General features: G+C 64.5%; 20 protein-coding genes. 6 read left to right on the top strand and 14 right to left on the bottom strand.

Features of this window, described 5'->3' with window-relative positions; translation table 11 throughout:
- Positions 1-171: 171 nt before the first annotated feature.
- Genes ptsP through OSW16_RS22710 form a run of 3 tightly spaced genes read left to right on the top strand, consistent with a single transcriptional unit; the run spans position 172 to position 5,708 of the window.
- Positions 172-3,024 carry a phosphoenolpyruvate--protein phosphotransferase gene (gene ptsP, locus OSW16_RS22720; protein ID WP_267818677.1) on the top strand — a complete coding sequence of 951 codons (2,853 nt, stop codon included), beginning with the start codon at positions 172-174 and terminating at the stop codon, positions 3,022-3,024.
- Complete coding sequence (pfkB, locus tag OSW16_RS22715) at positions 3,025-3,972, top strand: 1-phosphofructokinase (protein WP_267818675.1); 948 nt, start codon at positions 3,025-3,027, stop codon at positions 3,970-3,972.
- Complete coding sequence (locus OSW16_RS22710; RefSeq protein ID WP_267818673.1) at positions 3,969-5,708, top strand: PTS fructose-like transporter subunit IIB; 1,740 nt, start codon at positions 3,969-3,971, stop codon at positions 5,706-5,708. Before pfkB ends, OSW16_RS22710 begins: the two co-directional genes overlap by 4 nt.
- A gap of 282 nt (positions 5,709-5,990) precedes the next feature.
- Here OSW16_RS22710 and OSW16_RS22705 read toward each other — a convergent pair whose 3' ends face one another.
- Positions 5,991-6,212: a DUF3820 family protein gene (locus OSW16_RS22705; RefSeq protein ID WP_012316204.1), complete on the bottom strand. Its 222-nt coding sequence runs from the start codon at positions 6,210-6,212 to the stop codon at positions 5,991-5,993.
- A gap of 201 nt (positions 6,213-6,413) precedes the next feature.
- Here OSW16_RS22705 and OSW16_RS22700 point away from each other — a divergent pair, with 201 nt between their 5' ends.
- Complete coding sequence (locus OSW16_RS22700) at positions 6,414-6,890, top strand: ferritin-like domain-containing protein (protein WP_267818670.1); 477 nt, start codon at positions 6,414-6,416, stop codon at positions 6,888-6,890.
- On the opposite strand, the gene OSW16_RS22695 is transcribed toward OSW16_RS22700, so the two are convergent.
- From OSW16_RS22695 to OSW16_RS22665, 7 genes are all read right to left on the bottom strand, one after another.
- Complete coding sequence (locus OSW16_RS22695; protein ID WP_267818668.1) at positions 6,887-8,383, bottom strand: sensor domain-containing diguanylate cyclase; 1,497 nt, start codon at positions 8,381-8,383, stop codon at positions 6,887-6,889. The genes OSW16_RS22700 and OSW16_RS22695 overlap by 4 nt on opposite strands.
- A gap of 303 nt (positions 8,384-8,686) precedes the next feature.
- On the bottom strand, positions 8,687-10,021 hold the full coding sequence (locus tag OSW16_RS22690) for an OprD family porin (RefSeq protein WP_267818666.1): 1,335 nt from the start codon (positions 10,019-10,021) through the stop codon (positions 8,687-8,689).
- 204 nt (positions 10,022-10,225) lie between these two features.
- Complete coding sequence (locus tag OSW16_RS22685) at positions 10,226-10,447, bottom strand: hypothetical protein (RefSeq protein WP_267818664.1); 222 nt, start codon at positions 10,445-10,447, stop codon at positions 10,226-10,228.
- A gap of 131 nt (positions 10,448-10,578) precedes the next feature.
- Entirely contained in the window at positions 10,579-11,991 is a 1,413-nt protein-coding gene (locus tag OSW16_RS22680) for a heavy metal sensor histidine kinase (protein ID WP_267818662.1), read from the bottom strand.
- Complete coding sequence (locus OSW16_RS22675; protein WP_267818660.1) at positions 11,966-12,640, bottom strand: heavy metal response regulator transcription factor; 675 nt, start codon at positions 12,638-12,640, stop codon at positions 11,966-11,968. The genes OSW16_RS22680 and OSW16_RS22675 overlap by 26 nt, the downstream gene beginning before the upstream one ends.
- Before the next feature lie 9 nt (positions 12,641-12,649).
- A complete protein-coding gene (locus tag OSW16_RS22670; protein ID WP_267818658.1) occupies positions 12,650-15,742 on the bottom strand; it encodes a multidrug efflux RND transporter permease subunit in 3,093 nt (1,030 codons plus the stop codon).
- On the bottom strand, positions 15,739-16,902 hold the full coding sequence (locus OSW16_RS22665; protein WP_267818656.1) for an efflux RND transporter periplasmic adaptor subunit: 1,164 nt from the start codon (positions 16,900-16,902) through the stop codon (positions 15,739-15,741). The genes OSW16_RS22670 and OSW16_RS22665 overlap by 4 nt, the downstream gene beginning before the upstream one ends.
- Positions 16,903-17,345: 443 nt before the next feature.
- Between OSW16_RS22665 and OSW16_RS22660 the strand changes: the two genes are divergently transcribed.
- Positions 17,346-17,600, top strand: a complete 255-nt coding sequence (locus OSW16_RS22660; RefSeq protein WP_267818654.1) for a hypothetical protein — start codon at positions 17,346-17,348, stop codon at positions 17,598-17,600.
- Complete coding sequence (locus OSW16_RS22655; RefSeq protein WP_267818652.1) at positions 17,593-17,844, top strand: DUF3077 domain-containing protein; 252 nt, start codon at positions 17,593-17,595, stop codon at positions 17,842-17,844. Before OSW16_RS22660 ends, OSW16_RS22655 begins: the two co-directional genes overlap by 8 nt.
- A 758-nt stretch (positions 17,845-18,602) precedes the next feature.
- Here the strand turns inward: OSW16_RS22655 and OSW16_RS22650 are convergent.
- From OSW16_RS22650 to OSW16_RS22625, 6 genes are all read right to left on the bottom strand, one after another.
- Positions 18,603-19,337, bottom strand: a complete 735-nt coding sequence (locus OSW16_RS22650; protein WP_267818650.1) for a YkgJ family cysteine cluster protein — start codon at positions 19,335-19,337, stop codon at positions 18,603-18,605.
- Positions 19,334-19,645 carry a hypothetical protein gene (locus OSW16_RS22645; protein ID WP_241804137.1) on the bottom strand — a complete coding sequence of 104 codons (312 nt, stop codon included), beginning with the start codon at positions 19,643-19,645 and terminating at the stop codon, positions 19,334-19,336. The genes OSW16_RS22650 and OSW16_RS22645 overlap by 4 nt, the downstream gene beginning before the upstream one ends.
- A gap of 97 nt (positions 19,646-19,742) precedes the next feature.
- The gene (locus OSW16_RS22640) at positions 19,743-20,642 is read right to left on the bottom strand and encodes a chemotaxis protein (RefSeq protein ID WP_241804138.1); all 900 of its coding nucleotides are present in this window, start codon (positions 20,640-20,642) and stop codon (positions 19,743-19,745) included.
- A 242-nt stretch (positions 20,643-20,884) separates the two neighbouring features.
- Complete coding sequence (locus tag OSW16_RS22635) at positions 20,885-22,069, bottom strand: HlyD family type I secretion periplasmic adaptor subunit (protein WP_267818647.1); 1,185 nt, start codon at positions 22,067-22,069, stop codon at positions 20,885-20,887.
- Positions 22,066-24,234 carry a type I secretion system permease/ATPase gene (locus OSW16_RS22630; RefSeq protein ID WP_267818644.1) on the bottom strand — a complete coding sequence of 723 codons (2,169 nt, stop codon included), beginning with the start codon at positions 24,232-24,234 and terminating at the stop codon, positions 22,066-22,068. The genes OSW16_RS22635 and OSW16_RS22630 overlap by 4 nt, the downstream gene beginning before the upstream one ends.
- Positions 24,231-25,664 (bottom strand): TolC family outer membrane protein, encoded by a 1,434-nt coding sequence (locus tag OSW16_RS22625; protein WP_267818642.1) that lies wholly within the window; start codon positions 25,662-25,664, stop codon positions 24,231-24,233. The genes OSW16_RS22630 and OSW16_RS22625 overlap by 4 nt, the downstream gene beginning before the upstream one ends.
- Positions 25,665-25,700: the final 36 nt, after the last annotated feature.

The following is a 25,700-nucleotide window of genomic DNA, read 5'->3' as shown; positions in this document are numbered from 1 at the left end:
AGATTATCGAGTAACGTGGCCGCTTGGTCAGATTAAACGTTTCAGCTATTCATTTTTCTGCCTTGCCTGCCGCTCGTGCAAGGCCTTTGACTGGCTGAATACGTGAATTTCACAACAATACCTCAGTACCCGGTGCAAAAGTGCGCGCAGGGGCTGCAAAAGGAGAAGGTCATGCTCGAGCTCGCCAAAGAGCAGATAGCCATGGGCCAGACGGCTACCGATAAAGGCCAGGCCCTGCGCCTGCTGGCGGATCGACTGGTCGCTGACGGCCTGGTCGCCGAAGGGTATTTGCAGGGCCTGCAGGCGCGTGAAGCGCAAGGGTCCACATTCCTGGGCCAAGGTATCGCCATCCCCCACGGCACGCCGCAGACCCGCGACCTGGTGTACGCCACTGGCGTGCGCTTGCTGCAGTTTCCTGACGGCGTGGACTGGGGGGACGGGCAGATCGTCTACCTGGCCATCGGCATTGCCGCACGCTCCGACGAACACCTGCGTTTGCTGCAATTGCTGACCCGCGCCCTGGGCGAAACCGACCTGGCCGAAGCCCTGCGCCGTGCCAGTTCCGCCGAAGCGTTGCTCAAGCTGCTGCAGGGCGCACCCCAGGCGCTGGCGCTGGATGCGCAACTGGTCAGCCTGAACCTGCCCGCCGAAGACTTCGACGAGTTGGCCTGGCGCGGTGCCCGCCTGTTGCAACGTGCCGGGTGTGTCGACAATGGTTTTGCCGCTGTGCTGCAGCAGGCCGAGCCTCTGCCCCTGGGCGAGGGGCTCTGGTGGCTGCACAGCGAGCGGCAGGTCCGTCAGCCAGGCCTGGCCTTCGTCACTCCCCAGCAGCCGCTGCGCTACCGCGACCAGCCACTGAATGGCCTGTTTTGCCTGGCCAGCCTCGGCGCAGCCCACCAGGCGCTGCTCGAGCGCCTGTGCGAGGTACTGATCGAGGGGCGTGGGCAAACGCTTTACCAGGCCACCAGCAGCCGCGCGGTACTGGAGGTGCTCGGTGGCGAGACCGCGCCTGACTGGCCCAGCGCCCGTATCGTGCTGGCCAATCCACATGGCCTGCACGCCCGCCCGGCAAAAATCCTCGCGCAGTTGGCCAAGGGTTTCGAGGGCGAAATCCGCCTGCGAGTGCTGGACAGCGCGCAACCTGCGGTGTCGGTCAAGAGCCTGAGCAAGCTGCTCAGCCTCGGCGCACGCCGTGGCCAGGAACTGGAGCTGCTGGCCGAGCCGTCCATTGCCGCTGATGCTTTGCCAGCACTGCTGGCGGCAATCGAGCAGGGCTTGGGTGAGGATGTCGAGCCTTTGCCGAAAACCACCGCTGCGGTGAGCCCCGCGCCTGTCGAGGTGTTGCAGGCGCCGGCTGCCGGTAGCCGTATCCAGGCGGTGGCTGCGGCCCCGGGCATTGCCAGTGGGCCCGCCCACGTCTGCGTCGAGCGCGACATCGATTACCCCCTGCGTGGCGAATCGCCGGCGCAGGAGCGGGCCAAGCTACGCCGGGCACTGGAGACAGTGAACGCCGAGTTGCAGGCCTTGGTGCAGCGTAGCGACAAGGCCGTTGGCGAGATCTTCGTCACCCATCAGGAAATGCTCGCCGACCCTGCACTGGCCGACGATGTCGAGCTGCGTCTGGCCCAGGGTGAGAGCGCCGCCGCCGCGTGGATGGCCGTTATCGAAGCGGCGGCCCGCGAACAGGAGGCGCTGCATGATGCGCTGCTCGCCGAGCGTGCCGCCGACCTGCGAGACATCGGCCGCCGGGTGTTGGCGCAGCTGTGCGGTGTGCAGACGCAGGCCGAGCCTGATCAACCTTATGTGCTGGTGATGGGCGAAGTCGGCCCCTCGGATGTTGCCCGCCTGGACCCGGCGCGGGTTGCCGGTATCGTCACCGCCCATGGCGGCGCAACCGCACACAGTGCGATCGTCGCGCGGGCCCTGGGCATCCCGGCGGTGGTCGGCGCGGGGGCGGCGCTTCTGCTGCTCGAACCCGGTACGCCGCTGTTGCTCGATGGCCAGCGCGGCGTGGTCAGCGTCGCCCCGCCAGCCGATGAGCTGCAACGTGCGCTGGCCGAGCGCGACCTGCGCGAACAGCGTCTGCAAGCTGCCTGGGCCAACCGTCATGAGCCCGCGGTAACCCGCGATGGCCATGCCGTCGAGGTGTTCGCCAACATCGGCCAGAGCGGCGGCATCGACAAGGTGGTGGAGCAGGGCGCCGAAGGTATCGGCCTACTGCGCACCGAGCTGATCTTCATGGCCCACTCGCAGGCGCCGGATGTCGCCACCCAGGAAGCCGAGTACCGCCGTGTGCTGGATGGGCTGGGCGGGCGACCCCTGGTCGTGCGCACCCTCGATGTGGGCGGGGACAAACCGATGCCCTATTGGCCGATCGCTGCCGAGGAAAACCCGTTTCTCGGTGTGCGCGGCGTGCGCCTGACCTTGCAGCGCCCGCAGATCATGGAAGACCAGCTCAGAGCCCTGCTGCGCGCCGCTGATCAGCGCCCGTTGCGCATCATGTTCCCGATGGTCGGCCAGGTGCACGAATGGCGTGAGGCGAGGGCCATGGTCGAGCGCCTGCGTGAAGAAATCCCGGTAGCCGACCTGCAACTGGGCATCATGGTCGAAGTGCCGTCCGCCGCGTTGCTGGCGCCACAACTGGCCCGCGAAGTGGACTTTTTCAGTATTGGCACCAACGACCTGACCCAGTACACCTTGGCCATCGACCGTGGCCACCCCAGCCTATCGGCCCAGGCCGACGGCCTGCACCCGGCGGTGCTGAGCCTGATCGACATGACCGTGCGCGCCGCCCATGCCGAGGGCAAGTGGGTAGGCGTGTGCGGTGAACTGGCCGCCGACCCGCAGGCGGTGGCGGTGCTGCTGGGCCTGGACGTGGACGAACTGAGCGTGGCCGCGCGCAGCGTTGCCGAAGTCAAGGCACTGGTTCGCCAGGCCGATCACCAGACGGCCCGCGCCCTGGCGCGCGAGGCCCTGCAACAGGACAGCGCCGCAGCGGTTCGCGCGCTGGTGGAGCGTTACTGAATGGCCAAGATCCTTACCCTGACCCTGAACCCGGCGCTGGACATCACCGTAAGCCTCGATGCGCTGCGCCCCGGGCACGTCAACCGCGCCCAGGACCAGCACAGCCATGCCGCGGGTAAAGGGTTGAACGTGGCCCAGGTACTGGCCGACCTTGGGCACAGCGTGACCGTCGGTGGTTTCCTGGGCCAGGACAACCTGCAACCGTTCGAGGCGTTGATCCGATGGCGCGGCTTTGCCGATTGCTTCGTGCGTGTGCCGGGCGAGACACGCAGCAACCTCAAACTGGTCGAAGCCGATGGCCGTGTGACCGATATCAATGGCCAAGGCCCGCAGGTCGATGAGGCTGCTTGCGAGGCCCTGCTGCGCCTGCTTGAGCAGGTGGCTCCCCAACATGACGCCGTGGTGGTGGCGGGGAGCCTGCCACGCGGTATCAGCCCTGATTGGTTCGCCCGGTTGCTCGAACAGCTCAAGGGCCAAGGCCTGAAGGTTGCCCTCGACAGCAGCGGTGCGGCCCTGCGCGCCGGCCTGGACAGCGCCCCTTGGCTGGTCAAACCCAACACCGAAGAACTGGGCGAAGTGCTCGGCCTTGACGTGCACAGCGCCGCCGAACAGCAGGCTGCCGCCCAACGGCTGCTGGCCACGGGTGTCGAGCATGTAGTGGTGTCGGCAGGGGAGCAGGGCGTCAGCTGGTTCACGGCTGGCCGCACGCTGCACGCCCAGCCACCGCAAGTGCGTGTTGCCAGCACGGTCGGCGCGGGCGACTCGCTGGTAGCCGGCATGGTTCACGGCTTGCTGCTGGCTGAGGCGCCTTTGCAGACCCTGCGCCGCGCCACGGCCATCGCCGCCCAGGCCGTGACCCAGGTCGGTTTCGGTATCCGTGACCGCGAGCAACTGGCGCGCCTGGAGGCCGCCGTGCAACTGACAGAACAACAAGAGGCTCGCCGATGAACATTGCCATTGTCACCGCCTGCCCGAACGGCCAGGTGTCCAGCGTGCTGAGTGCGCGCCTGCTGGCCGCTGCCGCCCAGCGCCGCGGTTGGAAAACCTGCGTGGAAGTGCAGGATGCCGAACATCCCGACCGCCAACTGAGCGCCGCGCAGATCGCGGATGCTGACTGGGTGCTGGTTGTCAGCACCGGGCCGGTCGACCTGGCCCGCTTCGCCGGCAAGCGTTTGTTCCAGAGCACACCGGCGCAAGCGCTGGCCGACCGTGAAGGTTTCCTCGACGAGGCGGCGGCGAAGGCCCAGGTACAGGCCGTTACTCATCAGGCCGAACAGCCGATGGCCACTGCTGGGGCCAAGGTCGTTGCGGTCACTGCCTGCCCGACTGGCGTGGCGCATACGTTCATGGCAGCCGAAGCGTTGCAGCAGGCAGCGCAACAGCTTGGCTATCAACTCACCGTAGAAACCCAAGGTTCGGTCGGTGCGCGTAACCCGCTGTCGGCCCAGGCCATCGCCGAAGCCGACGTGGTGCTGCTGGCTGCCGATATCGAAGTGCCCACCGCGCGTTTTGCCGGTAAGCGTATCTACCGTTGCGGAACCGGCATCGCCCTCAAGCAGGCCCGTGCCACGCTGGACAAGGCCCTGGCCGAAGCCAAGGTGGAAAGCGCAGGTGACACTGCAGCCGCTGCAAGTGCCGGCAAAGGCGAGAAAACCGGTGTTTATAAACACCTGCTGACAGGTGTTTCGTTCATGCTGCCGATGGTGGTGGCTGGCGGCTTGCTGATCGCTCTGTCGTTCGTCTTCGGTATCGAGGCCTACAAGGAGCCGGGCACCCTGCCGGCGGCATTGATGCAGATCGGCGGCGAGGCTGCATTCAAGCTGATGGTGCCGTTGCTGGCGGGGTACATCGCCTGGTCCATCGCCGACCGCCCGGGCCTTGCGCCCGGCATGATCGGCGGCCTGCTGGCCAGCACCCTGGGGGCCGGTTTCATCGGCGGTATCGTCGCGGGTTTTCTCGCCGGTTACAGCGCCAAAGCCATTGCCCGCTGGGCACGCCTGCCGAGCAGCCTCGATGCACTCAAACCGATCCTGATCATTCCGCTGCTGGCGAGCCTGTTCACAGGCCTGGTGATGATCTATGTGGTCGGCCAGCCGGTGGCTGCCATGCTCGAAGGCCTGACGCAGTTTCTCGACAGCATGGGCACCACCAACGCCATCCTCCTGGGGCTGCTGCTTGGCGGGATGATGTGCATCGACCTGGGCGGGCCGATCAACAAAGCGGCCTATGCCTTTTCGGTAGGGCTGCTGGCATCCTCGAGCTACGCGCCGATGGCGGCGACCATGGCGGCGGGCATGGTGCCGCCGATCGGCCTCGGTATCGCCACGTTCCTGGCCCGGCGCAAGTTCGCCCAAACCGAGCGCGAGGCCGGCAAGGCCGCTCTGGTGCTGGGTTTGTGCTTCATTTCCGAAGGCGCCATCCCTTTCGCTGCCAAAGACCCGCTGCGGGTCATCCCGGCAAGTATTGCCGGCGGCGCGTTGACCGGCGCACTGTCGATGTACTTCGGTTGCAAGCTGATGGCGCCCCATGGCGGGCTGTTCGTGCTGCTGATTCCCAACGCGATCAACCATGCGCTGCTGTACCTGCTGGCCATCGTCGCGGGTAGCCTGCTGACAGCGGTGGTGTATGCGCTGATTAAAAAGAGCGAGCGGGTGGAAATGGTCGTGGCGCCGGCCAAGGGCTAGGTGGTTCGACCATCACTGGCCTCAGCGCTGGCACGCCGGCCCCCTAGGTTCACCAGGCCTCCCGAGGGCAAGGGTTGGATCGGTGGCCACCTTCTTGGGGGCAGTCCAATCGCGCCAGCTTTTAGACGTTGAGCAAGACAGTTGCTTGCACAGGTACAACGCAGGTCTGAAGCGCTGCGCGGTCGGGGTGGGAGCCGGCTTGCCGGCGATGGGCTGCGCAGCAGCCCCCATAGCGCAGATATAGCTCAACGGGACCCACGCGCATCTGGGTCCGCAACAGGCTCAGCGCCGGTGCTTTTGCCGCAGCGGCACCAGCAGATCCCCCAGGCCGTTGTGATCGACCTCGTGCATCAACGCCAGCAACCCGCCCAGCTCACCCGCCGGAAACCCCTTGCGCGCAAACCATGCCAGGTAGTCACCCGGCAAGTCGGCGATGATCCGGCCTTGGTATTTGCCAAAGGGCATGGTGCGGATTACCAGCAGTTCGAGGGTTTCCGGTTTCATCGGTAAGACCTGGCAGTAGACGTGCGCCGACCATACTGCAATCTGCACGAGCACCCAAGCGGCAATCATGCATAACGCCGTTTTCCATGGTTTCCACTCTTCAAGCAACTTATTGTTTTTTAAGAATTTTTATTTAATGGTCGGTTTGGCACGAAGGCTGCTCCTGTTTACATGACTATTACCTGCCAAGGAGTTACAGCCATGAGCGACCTCAACAAAGACGTAATCAACGTGCTTAACGACCTGATCGAGTACAGCAAGGACGGCGAGAAAGGCTTCAGAACTTCGGCTGAGGATGTGAAAAACCCGGAGCTGAAATCCTTCTTCGCCCAACGCGCTGGCGAGTGCGGCAATGCAGCAAGCGAACTGCAGAGTGAAGTGCGTCGCCTGGGCGGCGACCCGGAAACCTCCACCAGCATCAGCGGCGACCTGCACCGCGGCTGGGTGAACCTGAAGTCGATGGTTACCGGTAAGGATGACGAGGCCGTGCTCAACGAAGTAGAACGCGGCGAAGACCATGCCCTCAAAGCCTACAAGGAAGCCCGTGAGAAACTGGTCAAGCTGGGCCGTTCTGCCACCGACCAGAGCTATATGCTCGTTGAAAAGCAACTGCAGGGCGTACAGCGTAACCATGACCAGGTGAAGGCACTGCGCAACGCCGCACGCGCCCGCTCCTAATCCTCAGGGCCCTCTACCCGGTTTCGGCCCTTGGCTTTGGCCCGGTAGAGCGCCTCATCCGCGGCACCCAGCATGGTCGCCAGATCTTGCTGGGTGCCGGGGGTGTGGACGCTGATGCCGATGCTCACCGTCACCGCGTGTGCATCATCGGCAAAAGGTGCCAGTGCCTCGACATGGGTACGGATCCTCTCCGCCAGCAGACGGGCACCGGACAGTTCGGTTTCCGGCAAAACCACTTGAAATTCCTCCCCCCCGTATCGCGCCGCCAAGTCTGCCGGGCGTCGTATGCACTGTTCGATCGTCTTGGCCACTTCTCGTAACGCATGATCGCCCCCGGCGTGCCCGTGGCGCTGGTTGAATGCCTTGAAGTGATCCACATCCACCATCAGCACGGCCAACGGTTTACGGTTGCGCTGGGCGCGCGCCCATTCCTGGCGCAGCACCTGATCCAGACGGCGGCGGTTGGCCAGGCCGGTCAGGCTATCGGTTGCCGCCAATGTGGCCAGGCCCTGTTCAGCCTCATGCCTGCGGCGCAATTCGCGACCCAGCAGCAGGGTAAGCCAGAGAATACCGATGCACAGCACGCCGGTGGCGATACTGACCACCAACGCCGTGCGGCGCCATGACTGGAACACCTCATCGCTTGAGTGCACCACCAGTACGATCAACGGCAGGTCGGAGACCCGGGCGAAGGTGTACATGCGCTGGGTGCCATAGAAACTGGAGCGGGCTGTAAAGCTGCCGCTGCGCTCGCCGAGGATGCGCTTGAAGTTGGGCCGGTCGGCGAAGCTGGTGCCGATCAACGGGTCTTGGTCGCGTTGTGGCTGGCGGGCGAGCAGTTGGCCATCGACGTTGAGCAGGTTGATGCTGCTTTCATGGCCGATATCAAGGCGCTGGAACAGTTCGTTGAAATAGGAGAGGCGCAGGGCGCCGGCGGCCAGCCCGGCAAAGCTGCCATCGGCTGCGGGGATGCGCCGGCTGAAACTGATGCACCAGTCAAGGTCGCCGAGCCGCGCCTTGAATGGCGGGCTGATCAACAACCCCAGGTCAGGGTCGCGGCGATGGGCCCGGAAGTCGAAGGTATCGGCGAAATTGGCTTGGCGCGGGGTCACGCTGGTGGAGTCGGCCACGACGTCGCCATTGGCATCGAGCCACAGAATATCGCCGCGCACCGGGGCCGCGAAGGTCTGGTTGAAAAGGATCTGCTGGCGCAGGCTGGGCGTGACCTGCAGCAGTTCGGGGTGCTGCACGGCCCAGATCAGCCCGCGCAGGGATTGGTCATAAAGTTCGACGTTGCGCAGAATGTCGCTTTCGATCAGTTGGACGATATTGCTGGAGGAGCGCACGGCCGATTGTTCGACACTCTCACGCTCACGCCCCAGCAGGTAACCGACGATGCCCACGATGGCGAGCACGGCGATGCAACTGCCCAGATTGAGGATCAGTTCGGGGTGCGACCTGTAGAGGGCGAGACGCGGTAATCGAGTGGGCATTCGCGCTACTGCTGAGGCAGGGCCGGTTGCGGCGGGCGATATTCTAGGGAAGTGGTGATTGTCGGACAAGATTTGTCCGACGGAATCGAGCAGGGGGCTGCTGCGCAGCCCATCGCCGGCAAGCCGGCTCCCACCGCGACCGCGCAGCTCTTCAGGTCTGCGCTTCGCCAATTTCCAGAAGTAGACGCCCGTCCTGTGGCAGGAACTGTGATGCTCAACGTCTAAAAGCTGGCGCGGTCCCGGTGGGAGCCGGCTTGCCGGCGATGGGTCGCGAAGCGGCCCCAGGCTATCGCCGGCCTCAGGTCAGAACACGTTCAACGGATAATCGACGATCACCCGCAGTTCGTCGTTATCGCTGTTGCTGTCGATCGACGCATAGCCCTGGCCGCCGCGATGTACGGCGTAGCGCACCAGTACCGACAGGTCCTTGAAGTCGCCTTCCTGGAACACGTACTTCACATCCAGGTCACGTTCCCAGTGCTGGGCGTTCTTGCCGTCGGCGCGGTAGTAGTCGTAGTGGGTGTTGTTCTGGTCAGCCTTGGACAGGTCCGCCTCGCCGCGCGAGTACGACACGCTAGTGGTCAGGCCAGGCATGCCAAGGCCGGTGAAATCATAACCGTACTGCAGCTTCCACGAACGCTCGTTGGGCGCGTTGAAGTCCGAGTACATGCGCGAGTTGTCCAGGTACACACTATCGCCCAGGTTGATGTAGTCGAACGGCGTGTCGCCATTGACCCGCTGGTAGGCAGCAGTGACGCTGTGGTAGCCGGCGTTGACGGTGAAGTGCACGCTGTAGGTGTTGTTGTCGATCTTGCCCAGCAGCGCCTGGCCGGTGTCCTGGGTGTGGTAGAAGTGCACGCCCGGGTTGAGGCTGACCAGGTCGTTGACCACATAGATGTAGTCGAAATCAGCGTAGTACTGGTTCCAGATGTCCTTCAGCTCGGCGGCATAAAGGTTGGCCGTGATGTTCTCGGTGCCGCTCCACGACGCGCCCGCCCAGTTCAGATGCTTGCTTTTGTCCTGCTCATCCAGCAAACCGTAGTAAGTGTCGATGCGGCGGTGGCCGCTCTGGTTGTACGGCTTGGTGAAACTGACCTGGCCGCCTTCGAGCAGCAGGCCGTCGACGCTGGTGTTGGTCAGGCTGACGCCACGGAAGGTTTGCGGCAGCATGCGGGTTTCGCCACCGGCGATCACCGGGTTGGTCAGGAACAGGTCACCGGCTTTGAGTTCTGTGTCGAAGGCCTTGAGCTTGACCGCCGCGCCTGCGGTGGAGAACGCGTGGGGGGCAGCGCCCAGTTCACCGTTGTCCTTCACGTGCTTGGGCAGGATGCTGGTGCCGGCATGGCCGCCACCGCCATCGAGCTTAAGGCCCAGCATAGCGTGCGCATCGAGGCCAAAGCCGACTACGCCGGGCGTGTAGCCCGATTCGAAGCGGGCAACCGCGCCCTGGCCCCACTCGCGGGTGTCGCGCACGCCGCGGTTGTGGTTGTCGCGGTTGAAGTAGGCATTGCGAAAATGCAGGTTGAATGACGAACCTTCGATGAAGCCATCAGCCTTGTCTTCATCTGCCTGGGCGGCGAAGGGAATCGTTGCAGTCAATGCAATGAACAACGGGGTAAAACGAAACGCGGAAGGCACCGGTACTAGCTCCTTTGGTCTGACGGTGGGGCAGTTTTTATTTTTGAATGTGCAACTTTCTTGTTAGAGAAATAACGGCCGGGCTGATCGTCAACGCACATAAAAAAAGCCGCTGATCGGCAGCGGCTTTAAAAGGCTAACATATCGGCGCCGGGGGTGCCCATGGTGTAGCCGGGGGGAAACGGGAGCGGTAGTGGTGCGCGATCAGCCTTCGGCATTGGCGTCGCTATGGACTCGGGAGGCTGTCTGTTCTGCATCTTTGCCTGCGTCGACCTTGTGCGCGACAGCCCCTTGGGCTTGCTGGTGCACAGCGGCCAGCTCTGCATTACGGGCGACGAAAGCCGGGGATTCTTCGGCCATGGCCAGGGGCGACAACAACAGGGAAGACAGAACGAAAACGCTGGCAATACCCATACTGTTGGACATGTTGAAACTACCTTCTTGCGCTGCAAGTGCTAATGGAGACAGGGCTAAAGTTAGTCGCTTGATGGCCTTGGAAACAGCGCCTGGCGCGATAAGCACTGTTGCGCAAAAGGTAACTATCCCTGCAAAACCCGTCACCCCTTCGGCGCAAAACCCTGCAGTTGAGCGTTTGGCAGGCGAATGCCGAAGGTGTTGGCACCTGCCTCGCTGCGCACGAAAACTTCGCCCCCATGCATCAAGGCAATCGCCTTGACGATGGCCAACCCCAACCCATGGTTGCCCCCGCCACTGTTGCTGCGTGCCGCATCCACCCGATAGAACCGCTCGAACAGCAGTGGCAGGTGATCATCGTCGATAGCCGGCCCGGGGTTGCTCACGGCAATGCTGACCTGCTCCAGCCCGGCATCGATATGCACGCCGATCACCTGATGCGGCGCGGTGTGCTGCACGGCGTTGTTCAGCAGGTTGATCAATGCCCGGCGCAAGTGGGCTTTTTCGATGGGGGCCTGGGCATCGCCGCTGACGGTGACGCTGACCTGGGCGTCTTCGAGGATGTAGTCGAGGTAATCGAGGGTGGTGGCCACTTCTTCGGCCAGCGATACCTCGGTCAGGGCGGTGGCTTTGCTGCCCTGGTCGGCGCTGGCCAGGAACAGCATGTCGTTGATGATGTTGCGCAAGCGTTCGAGCTCTTCCAGGTTCGATTGCAGCACCTCGAAGTAGTGTTCGGCGCTGCGCCCCCGGGTGAGGGCGACCTGGGTCTGGCCGATCAGGTTGGTCAGCGGCGAGCGCAGTTCGTGGGCAACGTCGGCGTTGAACGCTTCCAGCTGCGAATAGGCCTGGCTGACCCGGTCGAGCGCGGCATTGAATGCGCCGGCGAATTGCGCCAGTTCCGGGGCCAGGTTGACGGTTTGCAAGCGGCCATCCAGGCGCGGGGGGGCCAAGGCCTGGGCCTCGTTGGACAGCGCCAGCAGCGGGCGCAGGCCGATGCGTGCTACCCAGTAGCCCAGTAGCGAGGCCAGCAGCACGCCGAGCACCGCCAGCCCGATGATGGCCACCAGCAGGCTGTGTTGGGCCTGCCAGAAGGTCTCGGTATCGATGGCGATCAGAAACCGCAGGGGCGGGCGGCCTGCCAGGGCCGGCAACTCGCTGACCAGCACCTTGTAAGGGTAAGGCCTGTCAGGCAGGCGCAGGTCGCGCATCCCTTCAGGGCCTTGGGCGAATGCGCGGACCTGTTCGCTGGGCTGGCCATATTCGAACGCGGGGTCGCTGCCGACCACCCAGAAGCGGATACGTTTGTCTTCCTCGCTCAGCAGGTTGAGCTTGTTACTGATCTTGGCCCAGTGCTCGCGGGTACCGTAGCGATTGAGGGTGGATTCGAGCACGCTGAAGCGGGCGTCCAGCTCGGCCGCTGGGAGCATGTCCAGGCTATGGTCGACCTGGCGGTAAAGGGCCGAGCCGATAACCAGAAACACGCCCATCGCCACCAGAATGAACAGCGCCGACAAGCGCAATGCGAGGGAGTTAACCGGCACGGTTTTCCAGGACATAGCCCATGCCTCGAATGGTATGCAGCAGCTTGTTGTCAAATGGCCCGTCGAGCTTGGCGCGCAGGCGCTTGATGGCCACTTCGACGACATTGGCGTCGCTGTCGAAATTGATGTCCCAGACCAGTTCGGCGATGGCGGTCTTGGAGAGGATTTCGCCCTGACGCCTGGCCAGCACGCTGAGCAGCGAGAATTCCTTGGCGGTCAGGTCCAGGCGTTGGCCGGCACGGCTGGCCTTGCGCGCCATCAGGTCGATCCACAGGTCGCCGACCTGCACCTGCAGCGGTTCATGGCTGCTGCTGCGACGGGTCAGGGCCTGCAGACGGGCGACCAGTTCAAGGAAGGAGAACGGCTTGCCCAGGTAATCGTCGGCGCCCTCGCGCAGGCCGTGGATGCGGTCCTCGACGCGCTCGCGTGCGGTGAGCATGATCACCGGCGTCTGCTTGCGTGCACGCAAGGCACGCAGCACGCCATAGCCATCCAGGCCCGGCAGCATCACATCGAGTACGATCACCGCATAGTCACCTTCAAGCGCCAGGTGCAGGCCATCGATGCCGTCCCGCGCGAGGTCGACAGTGAAGCCTTGCTCGCTCAGGCCGCGATGCAGGTAGTCCGCGGTTTTCTCTTCGTCTTCGATGATCAGCACACGCATGGTCTTGTCTCAGTGGGTACTCGGCGCGACCGCGCTGGCGGCCTTGGGGCGATGGAACAGGCGCTCCAGCGCCAAGTATATGACCGGGGTGGTGAACAGCGTCAGGGCCTGGCTGACCAGCAGGCCGCCGACCACAGCGATACCCAGCGGCTGGCGCAGCTCGGCACCGGCGCCAAAGCCGAACATCAGCGGCAGCGCGCCGAGCAGGGCGGCCAGGGTGGTCATGATGATGGGCCGAAAGCGCGTCAGGCATGCCTGGTGGATGGCCTGCTCCGGCGTCAGGCCACGCTGGCGCTGAGCTTCCAGGGCAAAATCGATGAGCAGGATGCCGTTCTTCTTGACGATGCCGATCAGCAGCACCACCCCGATCAGGCCCATGATGCTGAAGTCCTGGCCCATCGCCCACAGCAGTATCAACGCGCCCAGGCCCGCCGACGGCAGGGTCGAGATGATGGTCAGCGGGTGCACCAGGCTCTCGTAGAGCACGCCAAGGATGATGTACACCGCCACCAGTGCGGCGAGGATCAGCCACGGCTGGCTCGACAGCGAACTTTGGAACGCCTGCGCCGCGCCCTGGAAGTTGCCGCTGATCGAATCGGGCATGCCCAGCTCGCGCTGGGTGCGCTCCAGGATCGCCACCGCATCGCCCAAGGCCACGCCGGGGGCCAGGTTGAACGACAGGTTGGCGGCCGGGAACAGACCGTCATGGCTGATCGACAGCGGCCCGGTGCTGGGCGCGGCGACATGCGCCAAGGCTGACAGCGGCACCATTTCGTTGGTCAGCGGCGAGCGCAGGTAGAAGAAATTCAGGCTTTCGGCCTTGCCGCGCTGTTGTGCGTCCAGTTCCAGGATCACCTTGTACTGGTTGGTCTCGGTCTGGAATTCGCTGATCTGTCGCTGGCCAAAGGCGTCGTACAGCGCCTGGTCGACGTCGGTGGTGGTCAGGCCGAAACGGGCCGCCGCCTGGCGGTCGATGTCGATGCGGGTAACGCTGGCGCCCAGTTGCAGGTCGTTGGACAGGTCACGCAACGCCGGGTTTTCGCGCAGGCGCTCGGTCAGGCGTTGGGTCCACAGGTTGAGGGCGACGCCGTCGTTGCTCTTGAGCACGTACTGGTATTGGGTGCGTGACGGGCCGGAGCTGAGGTTGATGTCCTGGCCGGCACGCATGTACAGCACCACGCCAGGCACCTGCGCAAGCTTTGGGCGCAGCCGGTCGATCAGCTCGCTGGCCGAAACATCGCGCTCGCCGCGGGGCTTGAGGGCGATCCAGAAACGGCCGTTGGCGATGGTCTGGTTGCTCCCGGTAACGCCCACCGAATGGGAGAAGGCCCTCACGGCGGGGTCGGTTTCGATGATTTTCGCCAGTGCCAGGTGCTTGTCGATCATCGACGGGTATGACACATCCGCCGCCGCTTCAGTGGTGCCAAGAATGAAACCGGTGTCCTGCAGGGGGAAAAAGCCCTTGGGGATGGCCACGTAACCCACCACAGCCAGGGCCAGGGTCAGGCCGAACACGCCGAGGGTCAGGCGCTGGTGGGCCAGGGCCCGGTCCAGGCCCTTTTCGTACCACTTCACCAGCCGCTCGCCGAAGCCACCTTGATGTGCCGAGGGCGGGCGACGCATTAACAAGGCGCACAGGGTCGGTGCCAGGGTCAGCGACACGACCACCGAAATCAGGATGGTAGCGGTGGCGGTCAGGGCGAACTCCTTGAACAGCCGGCCAACTACCCCGCCCATGAACAGCAGCGGAATGAACGCGGCAACCAGCGAGAAGCTGATCGACACCACGGTGAAGCCGATCTCGCCTGCCCCTTTGAGCGCTGCCGTGCGGCTGTCTTCGCCGGCTTCCAGATGGCGGTGGATGTTTTCCACCACGACGATGGCGTCGTCCACCACGAAGCCGACAGCAATGACGATGGCCACCAAGGTCAGGTTATTCAGGCTGAAACCGAACACGTACATCAGTGCGCACGTGGCGATCAACGACACGGCCAGCACACTGGAGACAACCAGGGTGGCCGACCATTGGCGCAGGAACAGCGCCATCACCCCGATCACCAGGGCCACGGCGATCATCAGCGTCAGTTCCACCTCATGCAGCGACGCGCGGATGGTCTGGGTACGGTCCTGCAGCACCGACACCTCGACCGAGGCCGGCAGCATCTCCTGCAGCTTGGGCAAGGCGCCGAGCACGCGGTCCACGGTTTCGACGATGTTGGCGCCAGGCTGGCGGAACACCACAAGGTTCAGCCCCGGCTGGTTGCCGGACCAGGCTTTGACGTAGGCGTTTTCGGCACCGTCGATCACCTTGGCCACGTCCTGCAGGTGCACGGGGGCGCCGTCGCGGTAAGAGACGATCAGCCTGGCGTAGTCCTCGGGGTGGAACAGCTGGTCGTTGGCGGCGATGGTCGACACGCTGTGCTCGCCATACAGGGCGCCCTTTGCCAGGTTCAGGCTGGTCTGCTGGATGGCCTGGCGCAGGTCGGCGAGCGTAAGGCCCATGGCAGCGAGCTTTTCCGGCTGCGCCTGCACACGGATGGCCGGGCGCAACTGGCCGGTGATGTTGATCAGGCCGACGCCTTCGATCTGGCTCAGCTGGCGTGCCAGCAACGTCTCGGCATAGTCGCTGAGGTCATTGCCAGGCATCTGCGCGGAGCTGACGGTGAGTACCAGCACCGGGCTGTCGGCTGGGTTGACCTTGCGCCAGGTCGGTGGGTTGGGCAGGTCCTGGGGCAGGCGCGCGGTAGCCGTGTTGATGGCCGCCTGGACTTCCTGGGCGGCAGTGTCGATGTTCTTGTCCAGGGTGAACTGCAGGATCAGGGTGGTGGAGCCCAGTGCGCTGCTGCTGGTCATCTGGGTCATGCCGGGGATGGCGCTGAACTGCACCTCCAGCGGCGTGGCCACCGAAGAGGCCATGGTTTCCGGGCTGGCCCCAGGCAACTGGGCGGTGACTTGTATGGTCGGGAAGTCGGCTTCCGGCAAGGGCGCCACGGGCAGCCGTGGAAAGGCGATGGCGCCGAGCAGTACAAGGGCGAAGGTCAACAGCAATGTGGCGATGGGGTGGTCGATGCACCAGGCCGATACGCTGTTGCGGCTATTCATGGCTGGCCCCGGCCGTCGGCCATTTCCGACGGTGGCGGTGCGTCCGGGGCGACCTCCACGCGCGAGCCGGGCTTGAGCCGCGACTGGCCATCGAGCACCAGACGCTCGCCCGGTTTGACCCCGGCAATGATGTTCAGCACGCTGTCCTGGTACAGCACTTTGACTGGCACACTGGTGACCTTGTCACCGTCCAGGCGGTAGACGAAGTGGCCATCGGCGCCGCGCTGCACCACCGGCGGTGGCACCACCAGGGCGTTCTCCTGCACCGCGGTGCGTAAACGGATGGTCACCAGTTGCCCTGGCCACAGCCGGCCGTCCTTGTTGTCGAATTCAGCCTTGACCCGCACCGTCCCGGTGTTGGCTGAAATCTGGTTGTCGATCAAGGCCAGGTGGCCCTCACCCAGCAGGGTGCGTTCGCCATCGGCGTCCATGTAGGCCTGCACCAATGCAGGGGCCGACGCCTTGAGCAGGCCTTGCAGGGTTGGCAGCATCTGTTGCGGCAAGGAGAACTCGACCGCGATGGGGTCGATTTGGGTCACGCTGAACAGGCCCTGCGTATCGCTGGCGCGCACCAGGTTGCCGGGGTCGATGTTGCGGATGCCAACGCGTCCGGTGACGGGGGAGCGAATCTGCGTGTAGGAGAGTTGCACTTCGGCATTGGCGATGGCGGCCTGGTTGCCTTTTACGGTGGCCTGCAGCTGGTTGACCAGCGCCTGTTGCTGGTCGAGGGTCTGCTTGGACACGCCGTCATCGCTGCTGAGCAGGCGGTAACGCTTGAGGTCTACACCGGCGACCTGGATTTGCGCCTGGCTCTGGCCGAGCTGAGCGCGGGCCTGGTCCAGGCTGGCGCGGATGCTGCGGTCGTCAAGGGTTGCCAGCAGGTCGCCTTGCTTTACCCACTGGCCCTCTTTGACAAGTACCCGGGTCAGCACCCCTTCGACCTGCGGTTTTACTTCGACGCTGTGCAGCGACAGCACTGAGCCGATGGCGCTGGCGTAGCGCGGCACGTCCTGCTGGGCAACGCTGACCACGCGCACCGGGATGGCGCTTTGCGCGCGCGCAACCGGCGCCTCCTGGCGCTGGCCATACCAGATGCCCAAGGCTGCGAGGGCGAGCAGGGCGGTGGTAGCCAGCAGGAGAGGGCAGGTAGGACGTCGCATCGGCGCGGGCACCTTGGCCAAGAGGGAGGTTGTATTGAAGCTTATAGCGCTGTGACCGGGTCGGCAGCGTGACAGCTGGCTGACAGCGCTGACAGGTTGGGCGGCTTAGCTGGCAGTCCTTAGCGCGTAAGAAGATTCTGAATCTGAAACCAGATGCTTCAAGAGTGCGGCCATGAGGAATTATCCTACGCGCTCTGTCGGATGGCGTCTGATAGTCGGGGAAATGCTTCAGCGATAACTTCGCGGTTCGCCACAACGGCGAGCGGCTGTGAGAAGCTGCGGTCTTCCCCTCGTCATGGCTTCATGTCATGGCGGCCGTGCGCGTGAGACTTCGGTCTGGCCGCAGATGGGGAGCGGTTTTCTCACCTCGCGTACGGCTGCCACCCTATCCGTGAGAAAGAGAAGGTGGTCGCTATTCAGGTAAATCCCTAAGAGATTTAGTCATGAAGAAGATCGTTCCCGATCCACCGACCTCATTCCCTATCCCTTACATCACAATAATCGCCGGCCTCTCCGCCGAGGACGCCAAGGCTCACGCTGCCACGCTGATGGACTGCTTCTGCAAAACCAGCCAGCTCTACCTCGACACCGAAGCCGAAGACCATCGCTACGCGCTGCTGGAAAACCTCGGCATCCTCACTGAACTGCTGCGTGTCCTTGTCGCCCATATGGCGATGCAGGAGATCAACCGTGAGTGATGAACTGAGACTGCGCAGCACAGCCGGTAAGGAAACATTCCTCGGCTTGTACGCCATCCAGCCGGGCATACCGCTCAATCATGCGTTCGATGAGCTGTCGGTCTTGCTCGGTTGTATCCGGCATTTGAGCGAGGAAGCCGAGATGGAGGGCAACATGATCGCTGGCAGTGCGGCACGCATTCTCAGTGCCATGGCCAAAGCCCTGATCAACGACATGGAAATGGGCATGAACCGCAGCGCCTAAGCGGTTGTGGCGCCGCTTTGCGGCCCATCGCCGGCAAGCCCGGCTCCCACTTGGATTGCGCTGGCCTCTAGAAATTGGGCAAGACAGTTACTGCCACAGGCACAGCGCAGGTCTAAGGAACTGCGCGGTCGTGGTGGGAGCCAGCTTGCCGGCGATGGGCTGCGCAGCAGCCCCCTAGCAGAGCTGTAATAGCCCGAGCGCTCGACGGGACCAGCGAGCACTTGGGGCCGCTTTGCGGCCCATCGCCGGCAAGCCCGGCTCCCACTTGGATTGCGCCGGCTTTTAGAGATTGGGCAAGACAGTTACTGCCACAGGCACAGCGCAGGTCTAAAGAACTGCGCGGTTGTGGTGGGAGCCGGCTTGCCGGCGATGGGCTGCGCAGCAGCCCCCTAGCAGAGCTGTAATAGCCCGAGCGCTCGACTGGACCAGCGAGCACTTGGGGCCGCTTTGCGGCCCATCGCCGGCAAGCCCGGTTCCCACTTGGATTGCGCCGGCTTTTAGAGATTGGGCAAGACAGTTACTGCCACAGGCACAGCGCAGGTCTAAGGAACTGCGCGGTCGTGGTGGGAGCCGGCTTGCCGGCGATGGGCTGCGCAGCAGCCCCCTAGCAGAGCTGTAATAGCCCGAGCGCTCGACGGGACCAGCGAGCACTTGGGGCCGCTTTGCGGCCCATCGCCGGCAAGCCCGGCCCACTTGGATTGCGCTGGCCTCTAGAAATTGGGCAGGACGGTTGCTTGCACAGCTAAAGCGCAGGCTTGTCAGAAGCCGATGAAGGCGTAGTACTGCGAAGGCGTGTCGCCGGCCTGCAAACCCTGCGCCTGCAGGCTGGCCAGCAGGGCTGCGTCCTGGACGTGCAAGGCCCACGGCGCACCGTGCGGTGCCGGTATATCCGCCAGCGCTGCAGCCAAGGCCCCCATATCTGGAAGGTAGGCCGTGAAGCCATTGCCCTTGAGCGCGCTGATGGTCATGCCCAAGGCCTGGCACACGGCAACCTTGGCCGCGATGTCATCGCGATCTGCCTGCCGGGACGCCTGCACCAGTGCCTGCAGCGCCGGGTCCACCGGCAATGAACCATGAATCAGCTCAGGCCCTTGCTCCCAAGCCTCGGGCGGGCAGTCCTTGTTCTCTGGCCGAAGTGGAATGTGCGGGTTGATTTCCACCGGGTAGATGCGGCAAACCAGCGGCCGGCTCTCGTAGATGGTGCACAGGTCGTTTTCGTCCAGGTTGCGGCAGCGCCCAGGGTTGAACGCGGCAAAGGTCACCGAAACCCGCACCTCGCTGTCGCCACAAGGCACCGGGTGCGAGCGGCGCAGCACATGCTCACGCTGGTCTGCCGGCATCCCTGGGCCGTCCTCCACAAAGGCTTCGATCAGCACCACCACCTGGCCGCCGGAGGCCGCCCACTGGCGCGCCTCGGCCAAGGTCAGTGGCACATGGTGGCCGGTGCAGCACTTGCCACAGCCGGTACAGGCAAAACGCAAAGAGTCGTTCACTTGGCGCCCAGGTTCCATTCGCTGACGAAGGCCCGCTGCTGCTGGCGGTCGTACAGGCACAGCTCGGAGCCGGTGCGTCGCTGCATGTGCTTTTGTGGATACACCCCTTCGATGACCAGGGCGCTGAAGCCCACCTGGTCATCGAACTCCGCAGGTTTGCCGCGGGCGTGGGCATCCTTGAACTGGCTGGCAGCCAGGCAGGCCTTGAGCATCTGCTGGCGTTGTTCGTTCCAGGCCTGGCTGCTGGAGGCCTGGGCAACACCGCTGAAAACGGCGCAGGCGATCAGGAGAGAGCTGAAAAACTTCATACGCTATACCGTGAAACGTTCGAGGGTGGCGAAGTATGACCGACTCATCCCTGGCAACAGGCCAGGGAGTTTGTCGCTGGATATGACAGCACGGCCTTCATCGTTCGGCAAACACTACCGTGCGCGCCGCCACCACCAGGCAATCGGTCAGCTCCGGGGAGGAGAACTTGGTGAGGATGGCATTGGCCCCGGCCAGCCTGGCCTTCTCGGCACTCATCGCGCTGTCCAGCGAGGTGTGCAGCAGCACGTAAAGGTGCTGGAAGTCCGGTGTTTCGCGCAGCGTGCGGGTGAAGGCATAGCCGTCCATCTCCGACATCTCGATGTCGGACACGATGATGTTTATCTCCTGCGCAGTACCTTGCAGCTCCAGCAGCACGTTGATCGCATCCTTGGCACTGCGGGCTGTGTGGCAGTCGATGCCCAGGTTACGCAGGGTGTGCACCGACTGCTGCAGCGCCACTTGGCTGTCGTCCACCACCAGAATGTTGGCGGCGGCCAGCAGGCTGGCGTCTTCTTCGTTCAGTTTGCCCGGAGCAGGCTCCGGCTCCGGCGGGGCGATGGCGTGGATCACCTTTTCGATGTCCAGCACCTGCACCAAGGTGTTGTCGACGCGGGTCACGCCGGTGATGAACGAGCGGTTGCCCGAGCCAAAGGGCGGCGGTTTGATGTCGGTGCTCAGGCAGTGGACGATGCGGCTCACTGCCTGCACATGCAGGCCCTGGCGCGAGCGGCTGATCTCGGTGACGATCAGGCAGCCACCGTCGGGGTCGGCCAGTGGGCGTTCACCGATGGCCCGCGACAGGTCGATCACCGACAGCGGGTTGCCGCGCAGGGTCGCCACGCCTTTCACGTGGGGGTGCGATTCGGGCAACTTGGTCAGCGACGGGCAAGGGATGATCTCGCTGACCTTGAGCAGGTTGATTGCCATCAGCTTGCCGCTGCGCAGGGTGAACAGCAGCAGGGACAACGCGTCCGCGCGGGCATTTTGCGTGGCCATGGTGACCTTCATGGAAGACAGGGGATAACCGGTTATCGGCCTGTTCGGGCCAGGCTTTAACTTGGCGGTAGCCTTCACTGGCCCTATCGCCGGCAAGCCGGCTCCCACAAAGTGGACCTCCACAATACATTGGGTTGGTGTCCAACTTCCTGGGGACAGTTCGGAGCTGCCTTACCCAAGACTTGGAAGCTGACACGGTCCCGGTGGGAGCCGGCTTGCCGGCGATGGCCGCGCAGCGGCCCCTAGCGCTCGCGCAAGGCTTCCTTGGCCCGGTTCAGCGGCTTGATCAGGTAATCGAGAATGGTTTTCTCACCGGTGCGGATATCCACCGTGGCAATCATCCCCGGCACGATCGAAAAGCGCTTGCCGGCCTTGTTCTGCAGGCTGTCCTGCTCGGTACGGATGAACACCCGGTAGTAATAGATTTCCGGTTTCACCTCATCCTGCAGGGTGTCCGGCGAGATGCCCACCACCTTGCCTTCCAACCCACCATATACCGAATAGTCATAGGCACTTATCTTCACCTTGGCCGCCTGGTCGGGGTGGATGAAGGCGATGTCGCGGGGGGCGATGCGTGTCTCGATCAGCAAGCGTTCGTCCATCGGCACGATCTTCATCACCTGCCCACCAGGCTGTACCACCCCGCCCAGGGTGTTGACCTCGATGTCCTTGACGATGCCCCGCACCGGCGAGCGCAAGGTCAGGCGTGACAGCGAATCGCTGCGCCCGCGGATCACTTCCGAGAGGCTGTCGGCTTCGGCGCTGGCCTTGGCCAGTTCTTCGCGGGCGCGTACCAGATAATCGGAGCGCGCTTCGTTGGCCTTGAGCTCGAGTTCCGAGCGCTGGCGGTTGAGGCGGATCACTTCGACCCGGCTGGAGGCCCCCATCTTGGCGAGGTTCTCGGTAATCTGCAGTTCGCTGCGCACCAGCCGCAGCGAGTCCTCGATACCCGCCAGGGTCTGCTCCAGGCCGCGGCGGCGGGTCTGGTACAGCGCGGTTTCGGCGTCGATCAGCTCCGGCGAGTCGCGCAGGCTGTCAGGGAAAACCAGCGGCTTGCCGGTGACCTCGGCGCGCAAGCGGGCAACGCTGGCGGTGGCCGCACGGTACTTGGCCTCACTTTCACCGACACTGGAGGCCGTCTTGGTCGGGTCGAGCTGGGCCAGCACCTGGCCGCGCTCGACCAGATCGCCTTCGGCCACGTTCATCTCGGCGACGATGCCGCCTTCGAACGACTGGATCACTTGCTCGCGCGAGCTGGGGATCACCTTGCCGGTGCCGGTAGAGACTTCGGTGACCTCGAACCAGGCAGCCCAGGCCAGGAACGCGGCCAGCATCAGTGCGCACACGGTGATCACGCGGCCGGCGCGCAGCACGGCCTGATCGTCCTGGCCATCGAGGTAGGACGCGGGGAGTTCATGGTTGCTCATGCCTGCGCTCCTTGCAGTTTGGCCAGGGCGGCGTCACGGCTGTCGTCGATGACGATGCGCCCGCCTTCGAGCACGATGATCCGCTCCACCCGTTGCAGCACACTCAACCGGTGGGTGGCGATCACCAAAGTGCGGCCTTGGCAGAAGCGGTCGAGGTTATCGAGCAGCTTGCGTTCGGTCGTGTCGTCCAGCGAGGCGGTGGGTTCATCCAGCAGCAGTACCTGCGGCTGGCGCACCAGCAAACGTGCCAGCACCAATGCCTGACGCTGCCCGCCGGACAGGCCCAGGCCGCCTTCCAGAATCAGGTGGTCCATACCTTTGGGCAGGCGGCGCACGAACTCCAAGGCGCCCGTGGCGGCCAGCGCGGCCACCAGCTCCTGGTCACTGGCCTGGCCGGCGCCGAGGGTGAGGTTCTCACGCAGGGTGCCGTGGAACAGCCGCGCATACTGCGCCAGCAAGCCGACGTCCCGGCGCAGGTCGGCCGGGTCCAGGTGGGCCAGGGCAATGCCGTCGAGCGTGACCTCGCCTTGCACCAGGTCCATGGCACCGCCCAGCGCCTGCAGCAGCGTCGACTTGCCGGCGCCATTGCGCCCCAGCACGGCGATGCGTTCGCCCGGCCGGATGTCCAGCTGGCCGATGTTCAGCACCGGTGGTGCCTCGGGGTCGTAGCGGAAGTTGGCCTGGCGCAGCCGGTACTCCCCGCGGATGGCCGGCAGGTGTACCCGGGCTTCGCCTTCGGGGTGATCGACCGGCGCCTGCATCAGTTTGTCCAGGCCCTGTAGCGCCACCTTGGCTTGTTGCCAGCGGGTCAGCACATGGGTCAGCTGCGCCAGCGGCGCCATCATCCGCGAGGACAGCATCGAGGCGGCCACCAGGCTACCGGTGGTGAGGTCGCCGGCAATCACCATCGGCGCGCCGATGACGATGACCACGGCAAACACCGCGCCTTGCACGTTCTGGGTCCAGGTCACCAGGCCGTTGGTCAGGGTGCGCAGATGCAGGTTGGTGTGCGCGCAGGCTGCGTTGTACTGGTTCCACTGGTGTTCGAAGCGCGCTTCGGCCTGCAGTGCCTTGATTTCATCCAGGCCCTGAACGCTTTCCACCAGCATGGCGTTGCGCAGGGACGATTCGCGCATCGAGGCATTGGCCAGGCGTGCCAGCCGGCGCTGCGCCAGCAAACCAGGCAGGAGCATGGCCAGCAGCGCCAGCAGCGGGATGAACACCAGCACGCCGCCGATCAGCCAGAACACGAACAGGAACAACAGGAAGAACGGCAGGTCGGCCAGCGCGGTGGCGGTGCTGGAGGTGATCAGGTCGCGGATCGACTCCAGCTCGCGCAGTTGCGAAATGAACGAGCCGGTGGATTTCGGCCGCGCCGAGTTGCGCAGGCGCAGGGCATGGCCGTAGACCAGGTCCGAGACGCGCAGGTCGGCGCGTTTGCCGAGCAGGTCGGTAACCTTCAGGCGCAGCAGGCGCATGCTGAAATCGAACACCAGCGCCAGCACCACACCGCCGAACAGCACGTACAGGGTGGGCAGCGATTCGGCGGGGATCACCCGGTCATACACCTGCATCGAGAACAGCACGCCGGCCAGGGCCAGCACGTTGGCCACCAGCGAGGCGACCATCACCTGCCCGTACGGGCGCAGGTCGCGCAGCACGATGCGGGCGAACCAATGGCGGTCGTACGGGGCGGTGTAGTCGTCGGTACGCACGTCGCGCAATGGCCGTGCCGGGCGCATCAGTGCCACGCGGTTGATGCGCCCTTCGAGCGCTTCGCGGGGCAGGCGCGAGGTGAGGCCCTGGTCGCCGGCGAACACCACGGCCAGCTGGTTGTCCTCGGTCACGGCTTCGACCACAGCCAGCTGGCCATCGTTGAGTTCGAGCACCAGGGGGGTACGCCATTGCCGCAGGGCTTTGGCATCGAAGCGCACGAAGCGCAGGGACAGGCCGGCCTGGCGCGCCATGTGGCGCAGAATTTCATCCAGCGGCCGGGCATCTTCGACCGCCGCCAGGCGGATGCGCTGGGGCGATACATCCAACCGGTAGTGGTGGGCGACCTGCAGCATGACTTCAAGCCAAGGGCCAAGGTCCGGCCGATGGACGACAGCTGGCTCCGGGTTTTGCTGCTGCGTGGCTTGGCTCAGGTTGACCGTATCGTTCATGGCTCGATCTCCACCCCTTGCAGGTTGCGCCCTTCGAGGCCCAAGGCCATGCGCAGGGCGCCGGTGTTGTACAGGCAGTCGACATCCAGGCGCAGCAGGTCGGAACGGGTGCCGGCAAGTTCGAAGCGCGACTGGTAGATTTCCTGCTCGGCATTGAGCAGGTCGAGCAGCGGCCGTGTGCCCAGGTCCAGGTATTGCCGGCCGTAGAGCATGCGTGCTTCCTTGATGCTGGCCTGGCGCGCCTGGAGCGAACTCAGCCGGCGGCCCAGCCCCGAGGTTTGCGCCATGGCTTCGGCCAGGCCGCGGCGGGCCTGCAGGCGTGCAGCGTCTTCGGCGGAGTCGGCAGCGGTCAGGGCATACCCGGCCGCGCGGCTGCGGGCGCTGATGGCACCGCCTTGGTAGATCGGCACCTCGAGGTTCAGGTAAATGCCCGCCTGGGTGCGGTCGAGGCGGTTGTTGTCGCGGTCGTAGTCGTTGTCCAGGTAGTGGTTGACCTGCGGCTGCAGCGACAGCGTCGGGTAGGCCTCGGCCTTGGCCTGTGCCAGTTCGGCTTGGGATTGTGCGCGCAGGGCCAGGGCCATGAGCACTGCAGGCAGGCGGTCGTCGCCCTGTGGTGGGCGCTTGCAGGCCTGGTCGAGTTCGGGGGGCGTTTCTTCGGCCAGGGCCGGCGGTGAAACGCGGCCGAGCAGGGCGGCGAGGGTAGAGCGCCAGCGCTGGTACTGGGCCTGATATTCCTCGAGGGTCGCGCGGGCGCCTTCCACCCGGGACTCGGCCTGGACCACGTCGGAGCGCGTGCTGGCGCCCATGTCGCTGCGCTGGCGCGCCATGCCGGCAATAGCATTGACGCCGTTGATCTGCTCACGGGCAATCACCATCAGCTGCTCGTAGCGGCGGGTTTCGATCCAGGCGTAGGCGGTATCGCGGGCCAGGTCGTCGATGACCAGCAAGATGTTGGCCTGGGCCCGGGCGGCAGCGGCCTTGGCGGCGTCGACGGCGCTGTCGACCTTGCCGAAATCGTAGAGCATCTGCTTGAGCGACAGGTTCAGCGCCTGGCTGCTGCGGTCGCCGCCATACCCGCTGTCATAGCCGGTGCGGATACCGCCGGACACCTGCGGGTAGTAACCGGCGCGCGCCACGTTGATGCCTTCGCCTTGCTTGTACAGGTTGCCGACGGCTTCAGCGATGCTGGGGTGCCACTGCGCAGCGGCCAGCACTGCCTCGGCCAGCCCGAGCCGATCGCCATGGGTGGCGGCCTGGCCTGCCGCGGGGCGGGCAGGGATGGCATCGGGGGCATCGCGTAGCAGTGACGGGCCGATGGTGCGTAGCGAGGGGTCTATGTCATCGGCTGCCTGCGCAACCGGGTTCCAAATCAATGCCAGGAGCGCGACGGCTCCCGGCAACAGCGGTGACAGCGGACTGCTTCGCTTCACATAATTCCCTTACTGCTGATCGTCCTTGCCGCCGGG

It is taken from the genome of Pseudomonas putida, from assembly GCF_026625125.1.
Lineage (GTDB): Bacteria > Pseudomonadota > Gammaproteobacteria > Pseudomonadales > Pseudomonadaceae > Aquipseudomonas > Aquipseudomonas putida_X.
Note: the sequence above shows the minus strand (reverse complement) of the source record. Positions and strands in the feature narration are given on the sequence as shown.

What these genes read in the sequence shown, in the direction of transcription:
- ptsP (WP_267818677.1), top strand. Translation starts at nt 172, where the DNA reads ATGCTCGAGCTCGCCAAAGAGCAGATAGCCATGGGCCAGACGGCTACC.
- pfkB (WP_267818675.1), top strand. Translation starts at nt 3,025, where the DNA reads ATGGCCAAGATCCTTACCCTGACCCTGAACCCGGCGCTGGACATCACC.
- OSW16_RS22710 (WP_267818673.1), top strand. Translation starts at nt 3,969, where the DNA reads ATGAACATTGCCATTGTCACCGCCTGCCCGAACGGCCAGGTGTCCAGC.
- OSW16_RS22705 (WP_012316204.1), bottom strand. Translation starts at nt 6,212, where the DNA reads ATGAAACCGGAAACCCTCGAACTGCTGGTAATCCGCACCATGCCCTTT.
- OSW16_RS22700 (WP_267818670.1), top strand. Translation starts at nt 6,414, where the DNA reads ATGAGCGACCTCAACAAAGACGTAATCAACGTGCTTAACGACCTGATC.
- OSW16_RS22695 (WP_267818668.1), bottom strand. Translation starts at nt 8,383, where the DNA reads ATGCCCACTCGATTACCGCGTCTCGCCCTCTACAGGTCGCACCCCGAA.
- OSW16_RS22685 (WP_267818664.1), bottom strand. Translation starts at nt 10,447, where the DNA reads ATGTCCAACAGTATGGGTATTGCCAGCGTTTTCGTTCTGTCTTCCCTG.
- OSW16_RS22680 (WP_267818662.1), bottom strand. Translation starts at nt 11,991, where the DNA reads ATGTCCTGGAAAACCGTGCCGGTTAACTCCCTCGCATTGCGCTTGTCG.
- OSW16_RS22675 (WP_267818660.1), bottom strand. Translation starts at nt 12,640, where the DNA reads ATGCGTGTGCTGATCATCGAAGACGAAGAGAAAACCGCGGACTACCTG.
- OSW16_RS22670 (WP_267818658.1), bottom strand. Translation starts at nt 15,742, where the DNA reads ATGAATAGCCGCAACAGCGTATCGGCCTGGTGCATCGACCACCCCATC.
- OSW16_RS22665 (WP_267818656.1), bottom strand. Translation starts at nt 16,902, where the DNA reads ATGCGACGTCCTACCTGCCCTCTCCTGCTGGCTACCACCGCCCTGCTC.
- OSW16_RS22660 (WP_267818654.1), top strand. Translation starts at nt 17,346, where the DNA reads ATGAAGAAGATCGTTCCCGATCCACCGACCTCATTCCCTATCCCTTAC.
- OSW16_RS22645 (WP_241804137.1), bottom strand. Translation starts at nt 19,645, where the DNA reads ATGAAGTTTTTCAGCTCTCTCCTGATCGCCTGCGCCGTTTTCAGCGGT.
- OSW16_RS22640 (WP_241804138.1), bottom strand. Translation starts at nt 20,642, where the DNA reads ATGGCCACGCAAAATGCCCGCGCGGACGCGTTGTCCCTGCTGCTGTTC.
- OSW16_RS22635 (WP_267818647.1), bottom strand. Translation starts at nt 22,069, where the DNA reads ATGAGCAACCATGAACTCCCCGCGTCCTACCTCGATGGCCAGGACGAT.
- OSW16_RS22630 (WP_267818644.1), bottom strand. Translation starts at nt 24,234, where the DNA reads ATGAACGATACGGTCAACCTGAGCCAAGCCACGCAGCAGCAAAACCCG.